17 protein-coding genes and 6 pseudogenes are annotated in these 22,438 nt (G+C 70.3%); 17 read left to right on the top strand and 6 right to left on the bottom strand.

The window, feature by feature from the left end; translation table 11 throughout:
* Positions 1-277: 277 nt before the first annotated feature.
* Together vapB and DLJ47_RS27415 are read left to right on the top strand one after the other, a co-directional pair.
* Positions 278-502, top strand: coding sequence for a type II toxin-antitoxin system VapB family antitoxin (vapB, locus tag DLJ47_RS27420; protein WP_109904169.1), 225 nt, complete (start codon positions 278-280; stop codon positions 500-502).
* Entirely contained in the window at positions 493-909 is a 417-nt protein-coding gene (locus DLJ47_RS27415; RefSeq protein ID WP_109904167.1) for a PIN domain nuclease, read from the top strand. Before vapB ends, DLJ47_RS27415 begins: the two co-directional genes overlap by 10 nt.
* A gap of 116 nt (positions 910-1,025) precedes the next feature.
* Here DLJ47_RS27415 and DLJ47_RS37145 read toward each other — a convergent pair whose 3' ends face one another.
* Complete coding sequence (locus tag DLJ47_RS37145; RefSeq protein WP_233258044.1) at positions 1,026-2,036, bottom strand: DEAD/DEAH box helicase; 1,011 nt, start codon at positions 2,034-2,036, stop codon at positions 1,026-1,028.
* On the opposite strand from DLJ47_RS37145, the gene DLJ47_RS37140 reads away from it, so the two are divergent.
* A complete protein-coding gene (locus tag DLJ47_RS37140; RefSeq protein WP_233258045.1) occupies positions 1,999-2,655 on the top strand; it encodes a hypothetical protein in 657 nt (218 codons plus the stop codon). The genes DLJ47_RS37145 and DLJ47_RS37140 overlap by 38 nt on opposite strands.
* On the opposite strand, the pseudogene DLJ47_RS37955 reads toward DLJ47_RS37140, so the two are convergent.
* Positions 2,593-3,213: pseudogene (locus DLJ47_RS37955) on the bottom strand (TOTE conflict system archaeo-eukaryotic primase domain-containing protein); the annotation flags it as partial. The gene DLJ47_RS37140 and the pseudogene DLJ47_RS37955 overlap by 63 nt on opposite strands.
* Positions 3,214-3,433: 220 nt before the next feature.
* Here DLJ47_RS37955 and DLJ47_RS27405 point away from each other — a divergent pair.
* From DLJ47_RS27405 to DLJ47_RS35950, 3 genes are read left to right on the top strand one after another with little or no spacing between them, the layout of a single operon-like run.
* Positions 3,434-3,745, top strand: coding sequence for a hypothetical protein (locus DLJ47_RS27405; RefSeq protein WP_109904165.1), 312 nt, complete (start codon positions 3,434-3,436; stop codon positions 3,743-3,745).
* A 6-nt stretch (positions 3,746-3,751) separates the two neighbouring features.
* Positions 3,752-4,903, top strand: a complete 1,152-nt coding sequence (locus DLJ47_RS27400) for a hypothetical protein (RefSeq protein ID WP_109904163.1) — start codon at positions 3,752-3,754, stop codon at positions 4,901-4,903.
* On the top strand, positions 4,896-5,054 hold the full coding sequence (locus DLJ47_RS35950; protein WP_158289899.1) for a hypothetical protein: 159 nt from the start codon (positions 4,896-4,898) through the stop codon (positions 5,052-5,054). Before DLJ47_RS27400 ends, DLJ47_RS35950 begins: the two co-directional genes overlap by 8 nt.
* A gap of 435 nt (positions 5,055-5,489) precedes the next feature.
* Here the strand turns inward: DLJ47_RS35950 and DLJ47_RS37950 are convergent.
* Positions 5,490-6,051: pseudogene (locus tag DLJ47_RS37950) on the bottom strand (IS1634 family transposase); the annotation flags it as partial.
* Positions 6,040-6,295 (bottom strand): annotated as a pseudogene (locus DLJ47_RS35945) (penicillin acylase family protein); the annotation flags it as partial. The pseudogenes DLJ47_RS35945 and DLJ47_RS37950, both read right to left, overlap by 12 nt.
* Before the next feature lie 60 nt (positions 6,296-6,355).
* Between DLJ47_RS35945 and DLJ47_RS27385 the strand changes: the two are divergent.
* The 7 genes from DLJ47_RS27385 to DLJ47_RS27355 all read left to right on the top strand — a co-directional run bounded on the left by DLJ47_RS27385 (position 6,356) and on the right by DLJ47_RS27355 (position 14,873).
* A complete protein-coding gene (locus DLJ47_RS27385) occupies positions 6,356-7,573 on the top strand; it encodes an ROK family transcriptional regulator (RefSeq protein WP_109904161.1) in 1,218 nt (405 codons plus the stop codon).
* A complete protein-coding gene (locus DLJ47_RS27380; protein ID WP_233258043.1) occupies positions 7,570-8,529 on the top strand; it encodes a carbohydrate ABC transporter permease in 960 nt (319 codons plus the stop codon). Before DLJ47_RS27385 ends, DLJ47_RS27380 begins: the two co-directional genes overlap by 4 nt.
* Positions 8,522-9,334: a carbohydrate ABC transporter permease gene (locus tag DLJ47_RS27375; protein WP_109904159.1), complete on the top strand. Its 813-nt coding sequence runs from the start codon at positions 8,522-8,524 to the stop codon at positions 9,332-9,334. The genes DLJ47_RS27380 and DLJ47_RS27375 overlap by 8 nt, the downstream gene beginning before the upstream one ends.
* A 36-nt stretch (positions 9,335-9,370) precedes the next feature.
* The gene (locus DLJ47_RS27370; RefSeq protein ID WP_109904157.1) at positions 9,371-10,651 is read left to right on the top strand and encodes an ABC transporter substrate-binding protein; all 1,281 of its coding nucleotides are present in this window, start codon (positions 9,371-9,373) and stop codon (positions 10,649-10,651) included.
* An 80-nt stretch (positions 10,652-10,731) separates the two neighbouring features.
* Positions 10,732-11,847, top strand: coding sequence for a glycoside hydrolase family 15 protein (locus DLJ47_RS27365; RefSeq protein WP_109904155.1), 1,116 nt, complete (start codon positions 10,732-10,734; stop codon positions 11,845-11,847).
* Positions 11,844-14,042: a glycoside hydrolase family 31 protein gene (locus tag DLJ47_RS27360; RefSeq protein ID WP_199236026.1), complete on the top strand. Its 2,199-nt coding sequence runs from the start codon at positions 11,844-11,846 to the stop codon at positions 14,040-14,042. Before DLJ47_RS27365 ends, DLJ47_RS27360 begins: the two co-directional genes overlap by 4 nt.
* 141 nt (positions 14,043-14,183) lie before the next feature.
* Positions 14,184-14,873 carry a hypothetical protein gene (locus tag DLJ47_RS27355; protein WP_109904153.1) on the top strand — a complete coding sequence of 230 codons (690 nt, stop codon included), beginning with the start codon at positions 14,184-14,186 and terminating at the stop codon, positions 14,871-14,873.
* Positions 14,874-15,273: 400 nt separating this feature from the next.
* Here DLJ47_RS27355 and DLJ47_RS27350 read toward each other — a convergent pair.
* Positions 15,274-16,252 (bottom strand): annotated as a pseudogene (locus tag DLJ47_RS27350) (IS110 family transposase); the annotation flags it as partial.
* 333 nt (positions 16,253-16,585) lie between these two features.
* Between DLJ47_RS27350 and DLJ47_RS27345 the strand changes: the two are divergent.
* Positions 16,586-17,388 (top strand): annotated as a pseudogene (locus DLJ47_RS27345) (serine hydrolase domain-containing protein); the annotation flags it as partial.
* Between the two features lie 9 nt (positions 17,389-17,397).
* Positions 17,398-17,808: a DUF7586 domain-containing protein gene (locus tag DLJ47_RS37945; protein WP_446723604.1), complete on the top strand. Its 411-nt coding sequence runs from the start codon at positions 17,398-17,400 to the stop codon at positions 17,806-17,808.
* A gap of 243 nt (positions 17,809-18,051) precedes the next feature.
* Here the strand turns inward: DLJ47_RS37945 and DLJ47_RS27340 are convergent, their stop codons facing one another.
* Entirely contained in the window at positions 18,052-18,864 is an 813-nt protein-coding gene (locus DLJ47_RS27340) for an SAM-dependent methyltransferase (RefSeq protein WP_233258042.1), read from the bottom strand.
* A 1,368-nt stretch (positions 18,865-20,232) separates the two neighbouring features.
* Between DLJ47_RS27340 and DLJ47_RS27335 the strand changes: the two are divergent.
* Together DLJ47_RS27335 and DLJ47_RS27320 are read left to right on the top strand one after the other, a co-directional pair.
* A pseudogene (locus tag DLJ47_RS27335) lies at positions 20,233-20,595 on the top strand (IS1380 family transposase); the annotation flags it as partial.
* A gap of 914 nt (positions 20,596-21,509) precedes the next feature.
* The coding region (locus DLJ47_RS27320; RefSeq protein WP_109904149.1) for a replication-relaxation family protein at positions 21,510-22,438 on the top strand (929 nt) is incomplete at its 3' end.

Genomic DNA, 22,438 nt, shown 5'->3' with positions numbered 1-22,438 from the left:
ATAAGAGACAGGCCCCCACCCCGGCCACTCCCGCAGCCGCCGCAAAGACACAGGTCAGGACTCCGGGCCGCCGCGGAAGAGCCGCGCAGACCCCGGCACCCACATCGCACCCACGTGACACCCACCGTCCTCAACAGTCAGACAGCAAAAAGGGCCCGACCCGCTCCACAGCAGGTCAGACCCCTCATGATCTTGCGCGCCCGAAGGGACTCGAACCCCTAACCTTCTGATCCGTGGGCCAGCATGATATCGTGATAGCACCCGAGGGAGGTGCCACATGCCCAACATCCTCGTCCGCGATCTCAGTCAAGAAGCCGTCGACCGCATCGACGCGGCAGCCGCCAGCCTCGGGCTGTCTCGCAACGAGTACCTACGCCGCAAGTTCGAGGAGAACATCAGCCCCGCCGGCGAGCGGACGGTCACAGCCGAGGACTGGCAACGGTCCGCAGAGGCATTCGCTGATCTCGCCGACCCCACGGTGATGGAGGCCGCGTGGCGGTGACGAGCTGGCTGATCGACAAGTCTGCGTACGTTCGGCTCCAACTCGGCCAAGCGGCGAACCGCGACGAGTGGAGCGCACGCATCAGCCGCGGGCTCGTCCGGCTCTCCACCATCACCCGCCTCGAACTCGGCTACTCGGCACGCTCCGGAGAAGCGGGACGCCGACAGTTCGCCGCCCCACCGCTGTCCCTGATGCCAGTCGAACACCTCACACCCGCCATCGAAGACCGGGCACTGGAAGTGCAGATGCTGCTCGCCGACCGCGGCCAGCACCGCGCCCCGTCAATCCCCGACCTGCTGATCGCGGCGACCGCTGAAAAGACCGGACTGACCGTCCTGGCCGTCGACAAGGACTTCGACCTCATCGCCGCGCTCACCGGCCAGCCGATCGAAACCCTGCCCGGCTGAGCCCAAAGACCAGGTACGCATGCCGCCACCGTCAATCGGCACCGCCTACGCGGCGTGCCGCGCGTGACTCAGTGTCCCAGCCCCGGGTCACGACAGACGCCCCTCGTGCGGTGCGTTCATGTCCGGGTGAAGCCGAGTGCCCGGTATCCGGGCATGCGGCGTGGGAGTGAGGCGGTGAGGATGGGTGTGGCCGGGTCGTGGTAGTCGTGGACCTCGGCGACGTCCTTGCCGGGCGCGGCGCGGATGACGCGGCCGGCGCATTGGATGAGTAGGCCGTCGTAGGAGATCGGGCCGGCGAGGAAGAGGGTGTCGAGGGCGGGGGCGTCGAAGCCCTCACCGATGAACGGTGTGGTACCGATGACGAGCAGGCCGTCACCGGCCTTCGCGCCGTCGAGCCGGTCAACGATGGCCCGCCGGTCGCTGGTGCTCATCGCGCCTTGAAGCACGAGCGCCTGATGTCCGCGTGCGGCGAGCAGAGCGGTGAGTGCCTCGACCTGGGCGACCCGCCGGGTCAGGACCAGACAGTTGCGGCCGCGGGTCAGGGCTACGGCGACGTCATCGGCGATCTGAGTGTTGCGGGGCTTGTCGAGGGCCAGTCTTCGGTGCACCTCGGCGAGTGCGCCGGGCGCGTCCAGGTCGACGTCGCCGGGCTGGAAGGTGGTCTCGTGGATGAACAGCGCTCGACGGGGTCCGGCGTCGGTGTGCATCGCTGCCGCGAGGGTGCCTTGTTCCTCGTCGGTCAGGGTGTGGCGGACGGGTCCGAGTTGCCAGGTGACGAGTTGTCCGAGGCCGTCGCGTCGGGTGGGTGTGGCGGTGAGGCCGAGCCAGAACTGCGCGGCGATCCGTTTGACTGAGTGCTCGTAGGCTGCGGCGCCGAGGTGGTGGCATTCGTCGACGATGACGTGCCCGTACCCCTGGGTCAGGGTGGCGACGTCGTCGCGTCGGGCGAGGGAGGGCAGCAGTGCGATGTCCACCGTGCCGGTGAGCTTGCGTCGGCCGCCGCCGAGTTGCCCGGACTTGATTCCGAGGAACTGTTCGATGCGGAGGCGCCACTGGTCGGCGAGAGCTTTGCGGTCGACGAGGACGAGGGTGGAGGTGTTGCGTTCGGCGATCACGGCGCAGGCCATGACGGTCTTGCCGGAGCCCGGTGGGGCGACAAGTATCCCGTCGTCGTGGGCGAGAAGCGCCGACCGCGTTGGCCTGCCTGCTGGTGAGTTCGGCGGTGAACGCGGCGTCGATCTCGGTCCCGGAGTTTCGTCCGTCGGTGACGGCCAGTCGCGACCCGGCGCGCTCGACGATCGTGGCGATGGTGTGCCGCAGGCCCCGCGGGAGGACCAGGCGGTCGTCGAGAGTGAGGTCGTAGCCGCGGATGAAGCGTGGGGTGTCCCAGGTGGACTTGCGGAGTCGCTGCAGCTCGTAGAACTTCGGGTTGGCCATGGCGGCGGCGTGCTTGAACGTCGCCAGTGCGGCGGGGGTGAGCTGTCTGGCGTCGATGCTCAGCCCGGCACCGACTTCCGCGTGGATCACCGGGGGCAGCGAAGGATGGACCTGGGTCGAAGCGGACCGGCTCATCGTGGAGACGTCGGCACCGGTTACGGCTTGCTTGGCCTGCTGGGCGATCCGTTCGGCGTCGCCGGGGCTGAGACGGTCCAGCGTCGACAGGAACGCCCACTGGTCCGCGTACGGCTCGAGCGTGCCGAGGTCGAGGAAGGTGGTCAGTCCGTCCTTGCGGCGGCGGCCCTGTAGCGGCGCGGCGATGAGGTTGCCGAAGCCGCCCTCGGGCAGGACGTCCTGGTTGGGGAACAGCCGGTCGTACGAGCGCAGGTCCATCGATCCGCGCAGCACCATGGCCTCACGAAGGAGAACAGTGCCGACGGCCCGCCCGGTGGCCGCGGGAACAGCGCCAGTGAAGAAGACCCACACATGGGCGCCGCGACCTGACTGGGAGATCTCCAACGCGGCCGGCACCGCGCAGGCGCGTGCCGCCTTCACGTATGCGAGAGCGTCGAGCATCGCCGTCGGCCCGTCGAAGTCGGCCACGACGAAATGGCAGGTGTTGCCGGGCATCAGCGGATACAGGCCCATGAACACATCGCCGATGAGATGTGCCGCGAAGACCTCGGTCGTGCGGGGCAGGTAGGTGGCACCCCGCCGGTCCATACCCTTACGCCAGCCTCCGGCGACCGCGGGCATCCACCCTGCAGCGCCGGTACGGGCGTTCTCCCACCGCACGGCGTACACGTCGGCCCGGGCCCGGAACCGGTCAGCGAACAGCACCAGCTTGTCCTGAGTCGGCGAAGCCATGGTGACCAGCCCTGGCGGCGCAACCGGCGCGGACAACTGCTCCGGTGCCGCAGTCGTGTCCTGGCCGCGCAGCTCCAGCAGACGTGCCAGCCGGGCGTTCTCCGCCCGTAACCGCTCCACCTCCCGCCGAAGATCGACGAACTCGGCTACCGAACCCATGCCGACCATCCTCGCGCATCGGGCTCCGCACACCCCGACACCGGTCCGATATCCTCCGCCGATGGCATCGAAGGGAAACGCCGCGCTGGAGGCGATGATCGAGGAAGCCACCATCGACGCGTACGGCGACGACGAACAGCTCACCGGCCTGTTCACCATGCTCGAGGAGCATCTGGCGTTGCCGTTCACCACCACCGTCCTCGGCGTCGAGGTCACCGTGCGGAAGGTCGACCTGACCGCGGACAGCATCGTCGCGGTCTGCGCCCGAGGCCGCCACCGGCAGAGGATCGACCTCCTCGACCTGCCGCTACCCACCCCTACGCCGGACGGCGCCGCGTGGATCGACGCCTACCGGCACTGGGCCGGGAGGTAGGCCCCCGTGAGTGAGTACCAGTACTACGAGTTCACCGCCGTCGACCGACCCCTCACCGGCCGGGAGCGGGCCGAGCTGCGGTCGCTGTCGACCCGGGCCGACATCACCGCCACCAGCTTCGTCAACACCTACGAGTGGGGCAACTTCAAGGGTGACCCGCGCACGCTGATGGAACGGTACTTCGACGCGCACCTGTACCTGGCGAACTGGGGCACCCGCCAGCTCATGCTGCGGCTACCGAAACACGTGCTCGACCCCGCAACCGTCGCCCAGTACTGCCAGGGTGACAGCGCGTCCGCGTGGACCGCCGGCACGCACGTCATCATCGACCTGCATGACGAGGACGAGGACGGCACCGACGAGTGGGACCTCGACGGCCACGGCCTGCTCACCTCCATCATCCCGGTCCGGGCCAGCCTCGCCGCCGGCGACCTGCGCCTGCTCTACCTGGCCTGGCTGCGCTGCGTACAGTCGGAAGAGGTCGCTGACGACGAGCCCGAACCGCCCGTACCAGCCGGACTGGGCACCCTCGACGCGCCCCTCACAGCCGTAGCCGAGTTCCTGCGCATCGACCCCGACCTGATCGCGGCCGCGGCGGCCGGGTCCTCGCCGGCCGCCTCCGACGAACCGACCCCTACGCAACTACGCACCTGGGTCGTCCAGTTGCCCGCCCGGGACAAGGACGCCATCCTGGCCAACCTGATCACCGGCGGCGACAGCCACCTGCGCAGCCAACTGCTGCGCCGCTACCGCGACGCGCACCCCACCGACGCGTCCACCCCGACGGCCGCCCGCACCGCCGGGGAACTGCTCGCCACCGCCGCCGAGTTGCGCGCTGAACGGGATCGCCGCGACGCCGACCAGCGCGAACGCGACCGGGTCCGCCGGGAACGGTCCGCCGCAGCAGCCCGGCAACGGCACCTCGACACCCTCGCGGTCGACCAACCCGCCGCCTGGCAGCGGGTAGACACCTTGATTGCCACGAAGAAGCCCCGCGATTACGACACCGCCGTGCAACTCCTCGTCGACCTGCGCGACCTCGGCGAACGCGACGCGGACAGCAGGCTGTTCCAGCAGCGGCTGGCCGAGCTACGGACGGTGCACGCCCGCAAGCCCAGCCTGCTCGAACGCCTCGACCTGGCAGGTCTGGATGCCTGAACAGATCCGGGCGACCGCCGCGTCCGCCCAGACCAACCTGCACGCCGTGCTGCACCTCGTGGCCACCGGGCGGCTCCGGTGTAGCCAGACGACCCGGCGGCCCGCGGCCACCACCGTCGCCGCCATCGCCGGCGTGCTCCCTCGCCCATGAGGCCGGCGCTGATCTGAAGATCCTGCAGGACATGCTCGGACACTCCAGAATTCCTGGTCACCGCCGACACCTACACCAGCGTTTTGCCCCTCGCGCAGCGCCGCTGCGCCGACGCCACCGCCCACCTCGTCCTAGCCGCCGCCCGCCGCACCCGCAAAAGATCAGAAACAAGGCCCGCAAGAACCGACCCGACCCCCGGCCGAAAACAGGTGCCCCACCCCGGCCGCTCCCCTGCCGGCGACGAAGGCGCAGGTCAGCCGGCCGAACCGTGGCGGACAGCCCGTCCGGACGGCGGCACCCACATCGCCCCCATATGACACCCACCCTCCAGCAGGGACAGACGCCAGAATGGGCCTGACCGCGTTCCCGCAGCCCAGACCCCTCATGATCTTGCGCGCCTGAAGGGACTCGAACCCCTAACCTTCTGATCCGTAGGGCGGGGCCGGTGAACACGCCGATGTGTAGCCGGTCGATCTCGGTGCGGATGGTGTTCCAGGTGCGACCGGTCTCGGTCTCTGCGACCCGGATGAGCAGCAGGGCCAGCCAGCAGAGCAGGATGTGGGCGCGGATGCGGTCCTCGCGGCGGTAGAACACCGGGTGCAGGTCCAGGATGGTCTTCATGCCGCGCCAGCCGCGTTCGACTTCGAGGAGTTGCTTGTAGCCCAGAGCGATGTCCTCTGCGCTCAGTTTCGGGTCGGAGCAGCGCAGCAGGTACTTGCCGTGCAGCCGCTACTCGGCCTTGACCTTCGCGGCGTCGATGCGCAGCAGGCTTTTGGGGGGTGGTGCGCAGGAACCGGTTGAGGCCGGGCTTGGTGGAGATCTGTCCGCGCAGCTCGGCGCGGCGGGTGGCGCTCAGCTTGTCAGAGCCGTCGATGGCCTCGGCCAATTGAGCGAGCAGCCGTTGGTAGATGGCGGCGTCACGCTGCGCGGCGTCGGGATTGTAGCAGATGACGAACCGGTCATCAGCGTCGATGTGGACTTCTTTGACCTGCAGGTGACGCTTCGTGTCTGGGGCGAGGATCTGCCATTCTGCTCGGCGACCGGCGCCAGCCCATGGTGCGCAGGTAGATGTCGGTCTCGACCTGGCCTTCGCCGAAGAGTTCGGCGAGCCGGCCGCCGGTGACGTGGCGCCGGAAGTCCATCTCCCAGAACCGGTCCTGCGCGTGCAGGTAGCCCTGTGCGCGGAACAAATCGTCGGCGGTCTTCGATGGTCTCGGTCTGGTCACGGGGGCTTGACATCCGCCGCCTAACTTCAGAACCTTTATTAGGACACCGAATTTGGCGGTGAAAGGAATTACTCCATGACGGCAGCGACGTCGGGGCCGCGCCTGCGGGACGTCAACCGGGTCGCCGTGCTCGCCCTGATCGGTCGACAAGGGCCGATCTCGCGCGCCGACGTCGCTCGGCGGCTCGGCCTCAGCCCGCCGACGGTCACCGCGGTCACCCGCTCGCTCATCGAGGCCGGAGTCATCCGCAAGGTCGACGACGGGATCCCGCGGGGCGGCCGTCCCAGTGAACTGCTCGCGGTGGTGGGCCCCGCCGCGCACGCGATCGGGGTCAAGGTCGCCGCCGGTCGGCTCACCGGCGTCCGCGCCGATCTCGACGGCACCCTCCTGCACACGTTCTCCGCACCGTTCGACCAGACCGCCGTCAACCCGTTCGACGCCCTGTCCGAGCTGCTCGCGCCGCACGTGGCCGCCGTCGAGGAGGCACCGCTGCTCGGGGTCGGGCTCGGTGTGCCCGGTTTCGTCGACAGCCGCACCGGCCTGGTGGAGGCACCGCTGCTGGGCTGGCGGCACATGCCGCTGCGCGACTACCTGAGCCAGCTGCTCGACGTTCCGGTGCTCGTGGACAACGACGTCAACACCCTGGCGGCGTACGAGCACCTGTACGGCCTGGGACGGCCGTACGAGGACTTCCTGACCATCACCCTCGGACAGGGCGTCGGGGCGGCCGTCGTCTCCGCCGGTGACCTGCGCCGCGGCGGGCACGGCGCGGCGGGTGAACTCGGGCACCTGCCGATCGACCCCGACGGACCGCCCTGCCACTGCGGCAAGCGCGGCTGCCTCGAGACGTACGTCTGTGACACCGCGCTCGTCCGGCAGGCGCGCGAGACGGGTGCTGTCGGCCCGGACGCCGGTCCGGCCGACCTGCGCGCGGCGGCGGACGACGGGCATGCCGGTGCCCGAGCCGTCTACCGTGCCGCCGGAGCGCGCCTCGGCACCGTCGCGGCCGGGCTGGCCACCGTGCTCGACCCGCAGGCGATCCTGGTCAGCGGTGAGGGAACGCTGGCCTGGACGCACCTCGCCGAAGGATTCCTCACCGCCCTGCGCGCCGGCATGTTCCCGCCGATGGCCGACGGGGTCAGCGTGCACGTCGACCCGTGGGACGACACGAAGTGGGCGCTGGGCGCCGCCGCCCTGGTGCTCCGGGCGCCCTTCACGATGGACGCCGAGCCGCACGCCGACGCGATACGGGCGCGGCTGGCGGCCTTTCCCGGCGCGGAGGTGACCCAGTGACCGGATCGCGTACCGCCACCACCACCCGGCCGGTGGTGCGGCCGGAGGCGCCGGCCCCGCCGCGTCGCCGATCCGGCGCCGGACGCCGCCGGCTGCGTACGGCCCTCGCGGCGGCCGGTTTCCTCGCCCCGAGTCTCCTCCTGCTGCTGGGCTTCTGGATCGGCCCGATGCTCGGCACCGCGTGGGTGAGCCTGCAGGACTGGAACCTGATCGGCGTGCCCACGTTCGTCGGGTTGGACAACTACACCGAACTGCTGGGCGACGCCGAGTTCCACGCCGCGCTCGGCCACACCCTGGCCTATCTGGCCGGCTACCTGCCGCTGGTGCTGGTCTGTGGGCTCGCGGTCGCCCTGCTGCTGGACGCCAAGCTCCCCGCGATGACCCTCTACCGGGCCACCTTCTTCCTGCCGGTCATCAGCAGCTGGGTCGCCGTGTCACTGCTGTGGAAGTGGCTGCTCAACCCGGCCGACGGGCTGGTCAACCGGATCCTCGGCGCGTTCGGCGTGACCGGGCCCGGGTGGTGGACCGACCCGGACTGGGCGATGCCCTCGGTGGTGCTCGCCTCCGTCTGGAAGGACGTCGGGTTCGTCGCCGTGATCCTGCTGGCCGGCCTGCAGGCCATCCCGCGCGACGTGGTGGAGGCCGCCGCCCTCGACGGCGCCGGCTGGTGGCGCAAGCTGCGCAGCATCACGCTGCCGATGCTCTCCCCGTCGCTCTTCTTCGTCACCGTGATCAGCCTGATCAACGGATTTCAGGTCTTCGACCAGGTGTGGGTGATGACCGAAGGCGGGCCGGGTGGCGCGTCCAGTGTCGTGGTCGAGCAGATCGTCAGCTACGCCTTCTCGTACGGCCGGGTCGGCTACGCCTCCGCCATGAGCATGGTCCTCTTCGCGGTAATCCTCCTGGTCACCCTGGCCCAGCTCCGACTTCAGCGCAGGTGGGTGCACTATGAGTAAGCGGATCCTGCGATACGTCGCGCTCACCCTCGGCGCAATGGCGATGCTCGGGCCGTTCGCGTGGATGCTGGTCACCTCGCTCACCGGCGACGCGCAGCTCGGCCGGGTGGACGCACCCCTGCTGCCCGATCCGCCCACGGTCGAGCCGTACGAGCGGCTCGGCCAGGCGTTTCCGTTCTGGCGCTTCGCCGCCAACAGCGTCGGCGTCGCCGTCGTCTCCACCCTGGTGCAACTCGTCACCAGCGCGACCGCCGCCTACGCGTTCAGCCGGCTGCGGTTCCGGGGCAGCGGCCTGGTGTTCGTGCTCTACCTCGCCACGATGATGATCCCGATGCAGGTGATCATCGTTCCGTTGTTCATCGAGATGCGTTACCTCGGGTTGGTCGACAGCTACGCCGGGCTGCTGCTTCCCACGCTGGTCTCCAGCTTCGGGGTGTTCATGCTTCGACAGGCCTTCCTGGCGACGCCGAAGGAGTTGGACGAGGCGGCGTACGTCGACGGTGCGGGGCACCTGCGGGTCTTCGCGCAGGTGCTGCTGCCGCTGGTGACGCCGGCGCTGGCCACGTTCGCTGTCTTCGCCTTCATGTCCAGCTGGAACGCGTTCCTCTGGCCGCTGGTCATCGCGCAGACGGAGGCGCACATGACGCTGCCGGTCGGCCTGTCGCTGCTGCAGGGGCGGTACAGCACCGCCTGGAACGTCGTCATGGCCGGATCGACCCTGTCGGTGCTGCCGATCCTCGCGCTCTACGTCTTCGCTCAGCGCTACGTCGTGCGGGGCATCGCCTTCACCGGCATCAAGGCCTAGCTCCCCCACCACCCACCACCCCCAAGGAGAGATCCGATGACCACGAGAAGACGAGTCCTGGCGGCCGCGGCCGGGGCGCTCGCCACGGTGAGCCTGCTCGCCGCGTGCGGGCAGGACGCGTCCGGCGGCGCGGACGACGGCGCCACCGGCACCATCACCTACTTCACCTTCTCGGCCGCGCCCGACCACCTGAAGGACCTGGACGCGATCAAGGCCGAGTTCGAGAAGCAGAACCCGGGCATCACCGTGCAGGTGCAGACGGCCGCGTACGACGACTACTTCACCAAGCTGCAGACGGCGATCGCGGGCGGCACCGCGCCGGACACATTCGAGCTCAACTACGAGAACTTCGTGACGTACGCCCGGGCCGGCGCGCTGCTGCCGCTCGACGAACCGGCCAAGGCCGACAAGGACCACGACGCGAACCGGCTCTACCCGAAGGCGCGGGAGGCCTTCCAGTTCAAGGGCAAGCTCTACGCGGTGCCCTCGACCTTCTCCGACGTGGTGCTCTTCTACAACAAGAAGCTCTTCGACGCCGCCGGCGTCGCCTACCCCACCGCGGACTGGACCTGGGCCGACGAGCGGGCGGCGGCGGAGAAGCTGACCGACAAGGCCAAGGGCATCTACGGCGACTACCAGCCCGTCACCTTCCACGAGTTCTACAAGGCGCTCGCGCAGAACGGGGGCTCGTTCCTCTCCCCGGACGGCAAGAAGGCGACCTTCAACGACGCCAAGGGCCTCGAGGCGGCGCAGTGGCTGCTGAGCAAGCCGGGCACCGTGCAGCCCACCGTCGCCGAGATCGGTGGCAAGGCCGACTACGACACCGCCCTGTTCACCTCCGGCAAGCTGGCCATGTGGCACAACGGGATCTGGCAGATCGCCAAGCTCGCGAGCACGCCCGGGCTGGACTTCGACATCGTCACCGAGCCGGGCAACACCGGCAAGGCCAACGCGGTCTTCATGAACGCCACGGCCGTGTCCGCGAAGACGAAGAAGGCCACCGCGGCCTGGAAGTGGGCCCGGTTCCTCGGCACCTCCCAGAAGGCCGTGGAGACCAGGCTCGCCTCCAACTGGGAACTGCCGGCGGTCAACGACCAGGCCGCGTTCGACACCTACCTGAAGCAGACGCCGCCGGCCAACCGCAAGGCCGTCTTCGACGCGCTGGCCGACATCGCGCTCCCGCCGGTGCTCGACGCCCAGCAGTCGAAGATGCAGGACATCGTCACCCAGGCACTGGAGAAGGCCGCCTCCGGCCAGGCCACGCCGCAGGCGGCGCTGGACGAGGCGGCGGCCGCGGTGACCGCCCTCATCAAGTAGTGAGAACCAGCGGGGCGCGGCCGTTCCGCACTCGGCCGCGCCCCGCGCACGACCATACCGACACCTCCTGGAGGAACCCCGTGCCCATCGCCGCACGGTCCGACCTGCGTACGCTCGTCGAGTCCAGCCTCACCCTCATCGAGGCCCACCAGCACCCGTCCGGCGCCTACCCGGCCAGCCCCGACTACCCCGTCTACCGCTACAGCTGGCTGCGCGACGGCGCCTTCATCGCCGACGCCATGAGCCGGGCCGGTCGGGCCGACAGCGCCGACCGGTTCCTCCGGTGGTGCGCCACGGTGATCGACGCCCGCGCCGGCCGGATCACCGACCTCGTCGCCCGCGCCGAGCGCAGGGAGGACATCGGCGCCGACGAGATGCTGCCGACCCGCTACACCCTAGACGGCGGCGACGACGACGAGCCCTGGTGGAACTTCCAGCTCGACGGCTACGGCACCTGGCTGTGGATGCTCGTCGCGCACGCGGCACGGCACGGACGGCCGCTCGCCGCCTACCGGCCGGCCGTGACCGCCACGGTCGACTACCTGATCGCGTTCGGCGACCAGCCCTGCTACGACTGGTGGGAGGAGCACGCGGAGCACCGGCACGTCGCGACGCTGGGCGCGGTGCTGGCCGGGCTGCGTGCCGTCGTCCACGCTCGTGACGAGCACGGTGAGCCGCTGCTCGACGCCGCCCGCGCTGCCGCCGCCGCCGCGAAGGTGAGCGAGTTCGAGGCCCTGATCGCCACCGAGGGCACCGCGGACGGGCACCTCACCAAATGGCTGGGCAGCACCGCCGTCGACGGCAGCCTCCTGGCCTGCCTGACTCCCTTCGACCTGGTCGAACCCGGCAGCACAGTCGCCGAGCGCACGTACGAGGAGGTACGCGACCAGTTGCTGCGCGGGGGCGTCTACCGCTACCTCGGCGACACCTTCTACGGCGGCGGGGAGTGGCTGATCCTCACCGCCTGGCTGGGCTGGCACGAGGCGCGTACCGGCCGGACCGAGGCGGCCCGCCAGCGGCTGGAGTGGATCGCCGCCCAGGCCACCCCCGAGGGCCACCTGCCCGAGCAGGTCAGCGGCCACACCCAGCGGCCCGAGTACATCGCCGAGTGGACCGAGCGCTGGGGGCCCGTGGCCACGCCCCTGCTGTGGTCGCACGCCATGTTCGTCACCCTCGCCCTGGAGGTCGGACGGTGAGTCACGCCGTGATCAGCCACCGCCCCGCCGGGACCGGGCACCCCTACCGCCACGACCTGGACCAGCGGGTTCCCGTGCATCCGCTGCGGGGCGAGGAGTACGAGATCCGGGTGCTCACCGACCCGGACGTGACCGAGGTCCGGGTCGAGTTCGGTGCCGGCACGCAGGTGCCCGCCGAGCGCGTCGACCCGGCCACGGTGGCCCTCGACTTCGGGGCGCCCGCCGCTCCGCCGACCGGCTCGGCGGGCCACCTGGCCTCCGCCGCCGCGGCCGCCCCGGACACCGGCGGCCGCACGGTGTGGATCGCCCGGGCGACGACGGACTCCGATGACGCGTACACCATCGTCGCCCGGACCTCGGCGGGCGGTGAGGTCCGGACGGTCGCCTTCCCGGTACGACCGCTGGCCTGGCAGCGCGACGGCGGACGGCTGGAGGTGCGCGACCCCGGCGGTGCCGTCCTCGAACCCGGCAGCGTCGAATGGCTGACCGGCAGCGACGGACCCCGCCGGGTACGCTTCGCGCTCCGGCTCGCCGAGGGCGAACACGTGGTCGGATTCGGTGAGCGGTACCACGCGCTCGACCAGCGCGGCCAGGTGCTCGACGCCACGGTGTTCGAGCAGTACAAGCGGCAGGGCCACCGCACCTATCTGCCGATGCCGTTCGCCGTGGTCGTCGGCGACGGCTGGGGCTTCCACGTGGTGACCAGCCGACGTACCTGGTACGACGTCGGTGCCTCGCGGCCGGACCGGATCCTCGTCGAGGCCGAGGTCGACCCCGCGACGCCCATGCTGCCACTGCGCCTCTACACCGGCGAGCCCGCGGCGGTCGTGCGGGAGTTCCTCACCGAGACCGGGCAGCCCCCGATCCCACCGGCCTGGGTGTTCCGGCCCTGGATGAGCGGGAACGAGTGGAACACCCAGACCCGAGTGCTCGCCGAGGTGCGCCGCAGCATCGCCGAGGACATCCCGGTCGGCGCGATCGTCATCGAGGCCTGGAGCGACGAGGCCACCTTCGTGGCCTTCCGCGACGCACGCTACGAGGTGCACCCGGACGGCGCACCCCACCGCCTCGCCGACTTCGAGTTCCCCGCCGACGGGGCCTGGCCCGACCCGAAGGCGATGATCGACGAACTGCACGAGGCCGGTGTGAAGGTGCTGCTGTGGCAGATCCCGCTGATCCCCACCGACCGCGGCGACGACGGCCAGATCGCCGCCGACCTCACCACCCTGGCCGAGCGCGGGTACGCCGTCCGTGAGGCGGACGATTCACCGCACCGCAACCGGGGCTGGTGGTTCCCCGGGGCGCTGCTGCCCGACTGGACCAACCCGGAGGCCCGGCGGTGGTGGCTGGACAAGCGGCGCTACCTGGTCGAAGAGCTCGGCGTCGACGGCTTCAAGACCGACGGCGGCGAGCACCCGTGGGGCCACGACCTGCGGTACTTCGACGGATCACGCGGTGACGAGGGGAACAACCAGTTCCCGGTCCGCTACGCCGCCGCCTACCACGAGCTGATGCAGTCAGCGGGGACCGAGGGGGTCACCTTCAGCCGGGCCGGGTTCACCGGATCGGCCGCCTTCCCCGCGCACTGGGCCGGCGACGAGGACTCCACCTGGGCCGCCTACCGGGCGTCGATCACCGCCGGCCTCACCGCCGGTGTCGGCGGCATCTTCTTCTGGGGTTGGGACCTCGCCGGCTTCTCCGGCGACATCCCCGACGCCGAGCTCTACCTGCGCTCGGCGGCGGCGGCCTGCTTCGCCCCGATCCTGCAGTACCACTCCGAGTTCAACCACCACCGTGAGCCCTCGGTGGACCGCACACCCTGGAACATCGCCAACCGGACCGGCGAGCCGCGGGTGCTCGACGTCTTCCGGCGGTTCGCCCAGTTGCGCGAGGAACTCGTGCCGTACCTGGTGGAGCAGGCCCAACGGTCGGTCCAGACCGGCAAGCCCCTGATGCGGCCGCTGTTCTTCGACCACCCCGACGACAAGCGGATCTGGGACTGGCCGCAGCAGTGGCAACTCGGCGACGACCTCCTCGTCGCCCCGGTCACCGAACCCGGTGTCAGCACCTGGCCGGTATGGCTGCCGCCGGGGGAGTGGGAGGACTTCTTCACCGGCGAGCGGCACACCGGTCCAGTCCAGGTGGACCGTCCGGCGCCGCTGGACGAAATCCCGGTCTACCGCCGGGTGGGGTGACGTCGAGTGCCGACAGAGAGAGTGCCAGCAGGGAGTCCGCGTGACAGACAACCGTGCCCGGGACTCGACCGGTTCATCCGGTTCGGCGCCCGGCTGCGCGACAACCTCGTGGCCCGAGCCGACGTCCAGGGACTCGTTTTCATGGGATCGACCGCGGCGCGCGAACGGGTCGACGAGTGGAGTGACCACGACTTCGCCGTGGTCACCGTAGACGGTGCCGAGGAGCGGCTGCGTGGTGACCCGAGCTGGCTGCCCGACTCGGCCCACATCGCCCTCATTCTTCGAGAAGAACACGACGGCTTCAAGGTCGTCTACGACGACGGCCACCTGCTGGAGTTCGGTGTCACGTCGCTGGCCGGGCTTGAATCGTGGCACGCCAACGCCTACGAGGTGGTCCTGGACCGCGGCGGGGTCGCCGAGGCGTTCGCCCGGGTGGCGGCCCGCCCGAAACCAGGCCGGTCGGCCCGCGCCGATCGGGAGTTTGGTCTGTTCGTCGCGGTGCTGCTGGTGGGGGTGGGGCGGTGTCGCCGGGGTGAGGTGCTGGTCGCCAGCCAACTCGTCCGGACGGTCGCGGTCGGCCACCTACTGACCGCCTGGCGGTTGGCCCGGCCAGCCAGCGCCGGCCACCGACTGGACGACCTGGATCCGTTCCGGCGCTTCGAGCAGGTGTATCCCACGGCCGGCCGGGCAATCGCCGACGCGCTGGAGCGCGATGTCGAGTCCGCCGCCCGTACCCTGCTCGAGCTGGCCGAGAGCGAGTTCGACGAGGATCCCGGCTTTCCGCGGCGCGGGGTGACGGCGCTACGCGACCGACTCGGCTGGGATCACTGACACCGACAGCGGCGCCTCGTAGCCCTCCGGTACGGGGTAGGCGGCGGCGGCCCCGTTACCTCGAACAGCGGATCGTCGCGCACCGCCTCAAGGAACCGCGCCAGGTTGTCCAGGTCCCACACCGCGACCCGTGGGCGCCCGCCGGTCTCCCGCCACACCGCCTCATGCTCGTCATCCCAGACCACAGCGTGCGGGCGTGCCCCGTTCGGCAGCCGTCCGGGCAGGGTTGTGGCCGACAATGCCCTGCCGTCGCGCCTCCGACAGCGCGCTGCGCAGCACTGCCCGGATCCGGCTCACGGGGCTTGATGGCATGAAGGATCGGAGCCTCGCTCCTCGTGGTCCCGGGCGGGATGCTCGGGGTGCTCACGTCTCACGACGAAGGAGAATCTCAATGATCGTGTCAAGCCGTCTGCGTGATCGGCGGGGCGGGGGTGAAGAGCCTCTTGTCACGCAGCATCGCCCAGAGCACGTCGACTCGGCGCCGGGCCAGCGCGAGCAGTGCTTGGGTGTGCAGCAGTCCTTCAGCCCGTTTCTTGAGTAGTCCCGGGAGGGGCCGGGTCGCATCATGGCGGTCTGGCGGCCAGGTAGAAGATGTGCCGCAGCCGCCGGTTGTAGCGCTTGGGCCGGTGGTAGTTGCCGGTGCGACGGCCGAGTCGCGGGCGACCGGGGCCAGGCCCGCATGCGCGGCCAAGCGGCCGGCGTCTTTGTATCCGGCCAGGTCACCGACGATGGCAACGAATTCCGCCCCTAGAATGGGGCCCATGCCGGGCAGGGACTCGATGATCTCGGCGCGGTCGTCGGCGCGGAAGGTCTCGCGGATCTCCCGGTCGTTGTCCTTGATCCGTTCGTCCAGGGCCAGAAGTTGGTGGGCCAGGTCGCGCAACAGCTTGGCGGCCCGCTTCTCTGCGGGCAGTGCGGTCATCTGGGACTGCGCGGCCTCAACGGCCCTGGTAGCGACCTCGCCGGCGTTGCGGACCTTACGGCGTTGCAGCCAGGTCGTCAGCCGCGCGACGCCGATGCGCCGCAGAGCGGCCGGGGTGTCTGGTACTCGGTCAGCATGACCAGCGGACCCTTGGCGGCCGAGTAGTCGAAGGCCCGTTCCAGGGCCGGGCAGATGCCCAACAGCAGGTCGCGGAGCCGGTTGATCAGCCTCACGCGGTCGGCGATCAGATCGGCCCGGTAGGTGGTGAGCACCTAGAGCGTGGAGACCAGCTCGGGGGGTGTGCGCAGCGGGGCGAAGTCCCGCCGCTCCGGGCCTGATCGGCGATGACCTTCGCGTCCTTGGCATCGGTCTTGCCTTCGCCTCGGTAGGCGCCGGACATGCGGTTGACCGTGCGGCCGGGCACATAGACGACCTGCTGGCCGTGAGCGACCAGGAGTGTCGGGGTACGGGTTTCAGTGCAGAGCCAGGTACGCCAGGCGTACAACAGGCCGGGTTATTATGCCGCCTCGATTGTCGACGTAGTGGCTCCTTCCGCTCCTCACGCTGCGTCACCAGTGGAGTCTGGTCGGCGCTCGGATCGCGGCTACCGGACGTCTGGGAGCGCTCCGGGCCGTGCGACGACCCGGTAGGTTTGCCCGCATGTCGCCGATCCAGACGGACCTGCTACCCGATACCCGACGTGCGCTGGTCCACCGGCTGGCCACTGGTCAGGTACAGGCGCGCACCTTCGGTCGTCGCCGCCGTGGTGCGCGGTGGCCATCCTGTGTGGATGGACGGGTGGGGAAGCGTGGACGGTAGCGTGCCGGACGGCGACATCCAGTACCGGATCGGCTCGATCACCAAGACGTTCGTGGCGATGCTGGTGCTGCGCCTGCGCGACGAGGGGCGACTCGCCCTTACCGACCCGCTGGCCGAGCACCTGCCCGGCACGGTGGCGGGCCAAGCCACGGTCGGTGCCCTGCTGGCGCACACCGCCGGACTGGTCGCTGAGGCGCCCGGCCCGTGGTGGGAACGAACCCCGGGAGCGCTGCGACCCGGCCTGGCCGACGTGCTCGGCAGCGATGTGCAGGTGCATCCGGCCGGACAGCGCCACCACTACTCAATCCCGGTTACGCGCTGCTCGGCGCGCTAGTGGAGCGAATTCGCGGCGAGGCGTGGGGCGAGGTGTTGCGGCGCGAGGTGTTGGAGCCGCTCGGGATGACCCGTACCACCTTGCTGCCGGTCGCGCCGCACGCCACGGGCTGGGCGGTGCATCCCTGGGCCGATGTGCTGCTGGCGGAGCCGGCCGTGGACACCGGCCTGATGGCGCCCGCCGGGCAGCTGTGGTCGACCGCGACGGACCTGGCCAGGTTCGCCGCGTTCCTCATTGACGGCGATGAGCGGGTGCTGCATCCGGACACCGTCGCGGAGATGCGCGCCCCGGCGAGTCCACCGGAAGCGAAGGGCTGGGACAGCGGGTACGGGCTCGGCATGCAGCTGCTGCGCCGGGATGGTCGGCTGTTGGCGGGCCACACGGGCTCGATGCCGGGCTTTGTCGCCACCGTGTGGGTCAGCACCGATGACGGTCTGGGCGCGGTCGTGATGGGTAACGTGACCGCCGGCCTCGCCGCCGGCGCTCTCGCCGCTGATCTGCTGCAGACGGTCGCCGAGCGGGAGCCGCGGATCCCGGCGCCGTGGCGCCCGCTACCCGCGCTCGACCCGCAGCTACTAGACCTCGCCGGCCTGTGGTATCGGGGGCCGGCCCCCTACGTGCTGCGCCCGCTGGCCGATGGCTTCATGGAGTTGGTCCCGCTGTCTGCGGGCGGGCGCGGCACCCGGCTGCGCCCCACCGGCGACGGCGGGTGGAAGGGGATCAACGGCTACTTCGCCGGCGAGCGAATGCGGGTGCAACTCGACGCCGCGGGCGCGGTAAGCCACCTTGATCTCGGCACCTTCGTCTTCACACGGCAGCCCTACGGCCCGGCGGCGCTGGTGCCCGGCGATGTTAGCTGAGCGCGTAGGCGTCGGGCATAAAGCCGGTAGGCCGCCCGCAGCAAGGGCTGCATCATGATCCGATCCAACCACCCCGCCCGGGTCGTCGCTGCCCTACCGTCCCTCAGCGGGTGGGCCAGCGAGACGATCGTGCGAATCAGTCGCGACATCACCGCGAGAAGCATCGCTCCGTGGCTGCTCCGCGCAATGGCCCTCGACAAGTGCCACGAGAACCTCCATTAGCGGTGACAGATGGAAGATCAGCTAGGGTTTGCGGGCGACGCCGGCCCAGTAGTAGGCGGCGTGCGGGTCGGCGGGTTTGCCGTCGGCGGGTTGCCATTCCATCACCGGCACGATTCCCGGTTCGACCAGTTCCCAGCCGTCGAAGAACCGGGCTACTTGGTCGCGGGTGCGGGGTACGAGGGTCATGCCGCTGTTAACGGCGGCGGCGACGGCTGCGGACATGGCGTCGGGGTTGAAGTCGCCGGTCGGGTGGGTGATCGCCACGTAGCTGCCGGGTGGCAGGGCGTCCATCAGCACGCGTGCCTTGTGCCACGGGTCGTCGGTGTCGCGGAGCAGCATCAGGATCGCGATCATCGTCAGCGCGACCGGCTGGTCGAGATCGAGTGTTTCGCGCAGTGTCCGGTGGTTGAGGATCATCTCCGGCTCGCGCAGGTCGGCGTGGATGTACTCGCTTCGTCCCTGCTCGGTGCTGACCATCAGGGCCCGGGCGTGGGTTAACACGATGGGGTCGTTGTCGACGTAGACCACTCGGGTGTCGGGGGCGATCTGCTGGGCGATCTCGTGCAGGTTGGGCCTGGTCGGGATGCCGGTGCCGATGTCGAGGAACTGCCGCACACCGGCCTGGCCGACCAGGTAGCGGGCCACGCGGTGCACGAAGTAGCGGTTCTCGGCGGCCATGGACCGGATCGTCGGGATCGCCGCCACGAGGGCTTCAGCGACGGCGCGGTCGGCGGCGAAGTTGTCCTTGCCGCCGAGCCAGTAGTCGTAGATCCGCGCCGAGTGCGGCGCGCTGATGTCGATCCTGGGCGGCGCTGTCTGCCGCTGATCTGCCACAGCCTCGTCACCGTGCCGCACGGACACCTCCTACAAAGGACAGTCGTTGGGCGAGCGGCGCTCAGCCTAGCCCGACACGGACACCGGCCGCATTCCCCCGCGGCTGTCGAGGGCAACCTCCGGCGGGCATTCGACCGCAACGTCAATCCCCTCGACCGCGTTATGCGGCCCGGGCTTCCAGGGCGTCGGCCGTTGTTCGCTCCCCAGTCGATGGGTGGGCGCCAGTCGCAGACGGAGTGCCGGCGGCGCCGTTTGTTGAAGTCGGTGATCCAGGCGGCGGTCTTGGCCACCGACCACCGCCCGGGCCCAGTTGCAGAGAGGCGGGCCTCGGTGCGGGTGCGGAAACTGGCGGTGGTGGGCGTACTCGACCTTGATGGTGGAGAAGGTGGCCTCGGCGACGGCGTTGACGAGGCACGGTCCGACTCGGCCCATCGCCTGGCGTGCCTGGCAGCGGGCGCAGGCGCGGGCGAAGTCGGCCGAGGTGCACTCGTTTTTGCTGCCGCGGTCGCTGTGGAACGTCACGTCGGCGACGTCGCTGCGGTGGCGGCGGCGCCACCGGCCCAGCGCCGAACATCAACGGCCATGGTCAACGCCGCCACGACCAGGCCGGCGTGATAGCGCTCGCCTATTGCGGCGGCTCATCGCCGTGGGGTTTCGCCGCGCTCTCGCGGGTGGCCGCAGGCGGGTGGAACCTGGAGGGGGGCCCGAGGGGGGTGTGGTCCCGCCTGCCTGCGGCGGGGCCGCGCGGCGACACGGCTCCACTGAAGGGGCGTCACGGCTGCGGGATCTGTTACGCCACAGGGCCGCGGTCTGAGCGGGTCACGTCCGCGCCGGCGGCATGGGGGACGACGGTCGCGGACTCGTCTCTGCAGCCGCCGGGGCGTTTGTCAGCGAAGCGGCGTGCGCCATCGAGGGACGGGGCTCGGGGACCGGCAGGCTGAGGGCCACACGGGCGCCCGTTCGTGGAGTTCGGCCGACTGCTCTCGCTCAAACGCCCCAGCCGCTGCGCGAGGGGTGGCTTTCATTCGCCATCGTGGCCTTGTCGACGTTCCATCATGCCGGATCGGCAGGTCGTTGCCGGCGGGCAAGTTTTCCCTGGTCACGGCTTGGGTAGCGGTGGACCGCGTCAGGTGGCGCCGGTCGGCGGAAGGGGATCACGGCCGTGAGTGAGCTGACCGCGCACCTGGACCTTCCGGTGGGTCCTGACGCCCTGGCCGCAGCCCGGGAGGCGGTTAAGCCTCGATCCGTGGATCGGACCGGTGTGTGACGCTGTCGAAGACGGCGTGGAAATGACGAGAGTGCCCTCTGGGCTGCGATGATCGGGTTTCTCTAGGACCCAGATCGGTGCGGCTCGGAAGGACACTCTCGGTGCAAGGATCTCATGCCTTTCAGGCGGATGGCGCGGTGTTCGACGAGGACAACCTCGTGTCGCACGCGGGCTTGGTCCCGGTGCTGGAACTGGCCGAACAGGCCGGGTTGTCACAGCTGCTGGATCAACATGTCCGGTTCGTCGATGAGCGGGTGAAGTCCGGGGCGGCGAACCCGACACCGAAGCTGACCTCGATCATCGCGGGGATGGCCGCCGGCGCGGACAGCATCGACGACCTGGACGTCATCCGCTCCGGTGGGATGAAGCAGGTGTTCGGCGGGGTCTACGCATCCGCGACGCTGGGGATCCTCTTGCGGGAGTTCACCCACGGCCATACCCGGCAGCTGTCAGCGGTACTGCGCCGGGCTTCCTGGCGATGGTGAAGATCGCCCTCGGCCGCGCCGACCCCTCGCCACCTCACTCGACCGACCGGCCCGAGCGTGGACCGGCGCCGACCGTCGCCGCGCAGGTCCCGGACCCCCGCCGGCCGGTCCCCGTCACCGCAGCCGCGGTCCCGGGCTCCACCACTGCGGTCCCCGCCGTCACGGACCAACCGTCGGCGGTCCCGGACCGCCAAGGCACAGAGACTTCGACCGACGAGGGCGGTCCGGAGATTACCGCGTTGGTCCCAGCCGCCCGGACCGCCGCCCGCACCCTCACCGCCGAAGGGACACCGCTGTCCCGCAAGGCCCTCGCCCAACAGCTCCGCGCGGACGGGCACCAGTTGTCCAACGCCACCGCCTCCGCGCTCGTGCGCGTCCTACGCGCCGAGACCGCCCCGCCCACACCCGATCTGTCACCGCGGGAGGCCGCGGGACAGATCCCCGACCCAAGGCTTCTGTCAGACCGCGCCGCCGCTGTCGGGCCAGTCTCCGCCTCTACCAGGAGCCCCGCGCGCTGACAGCACCTGACCAGGCCTGTCAGCGCGTTCCCGCCGGCCGTCCGCCACCTCGCAGCAGCCGGTGTACCCACCGCACACCCACCCACCTCTTCGACCTTGGAGCAACAACGATGATGTCGCAGTACAGCGATCACCAGCGTCGCCTGTCCCCCCACCGGCGAGACTCACACGCACTCTCACCGCATCCTCACCCTGGACCCGGCGCGGCCGGCCGTGTCGGAGTCAGGGTCGATCTCCGTTTTACCGTCCGTCTTGATCCTGACCCCCACAACGACCCCCCACGACCGCTCACAGCCCAGGTCAGGGCCGCTGTCAGCGGTTCGAGACCGCTCCAGACAGACCCTCGAGTCTCGGGTCTCCCCCCAGGGGCTGCCCATGCGTAAACACACACCGGCTGCGGATCCGCTGCTGCGGCTGCAGGCCAGCATCACCGCCCGCGACGATCGGCTCCTCGGCTGGCTCTACGACCACGGGGTGCTCACCACCGACCAGATCGCCGCCGCCCTGTTCCCGTCGCTGGACTTCACCCAACGCCGGCTGCGCCGCCTCACCCTGCTGCGGGCGGTGGACCGGTTCCGGCCCAACAAGGCCGACGGAGGCTCCTACCCGTACCACTACGTCCTGGACCAGCTCGGCTACGACCACGTCCACGCCCAACGCGGGCTTCCACGAGGCCGCCGGGACCAGGCCCGCCGCCGCAAACAGTCGCTGACCTCCCGGCCGGACCTGCCGCACCTGCTCGGCGGCAACCAGGTCTTCATCGACCTCGCCGCCCACGCCCGCACCCACCCCGACACCGAGCTGGTCCGCTGGCAGCCCGCGTCGGCCTACCACGAACCCGGCACCCTGTACCGCGAAGGCGGCGACCCCCAGATCATCATCGCCGGCGCTACCGGCTTCCCCCGCCCGGACGGCGCCGGGGTGTGGACCGAGCGCGGACGGTCCGTGCCGTTCTTCCTCGAGTACGACACCAGCGGCGAAAACCTGCAGGTCCTCATCGACAAGGTCATCAAGTACGAACGGCTGTACACGATGAGCACCTGGGCCTGGCCGGTACTGTTCCACCTACCCTCGGCCCGCCGGGAGGCGAACCTGCACGACCGGATCGCCGGCATCGGCCTGGAGACGGTCGTCGCCACCACCACCGCCGAACTGCGCGCCGCCCTCGCCGCCAGCCCCGCCGAGCAGGTCTGGCAACTGCCCGGCCGCGGCGGCCGTCACCGCCTCATCGACCTGCCCTACACCGACACCCGCCACGACAACGAGTTCCCCACCCATGACCAGCCCGCCCCGGATGAGCGGGC

This window comes from Micromonospora sp. S4605, assembly GCF_003176715.1.
Classification (GTDB): domain Bacteria; phylum Actinomycetota; class Actinomycetes; order Mycobacteriales; family Micromonosporaceae; genus Micromonospora; species Micromonospora echinaurantiaca.
This window is presented reverse-complemented; position numbering and strand designations above follow the sequence as displayed.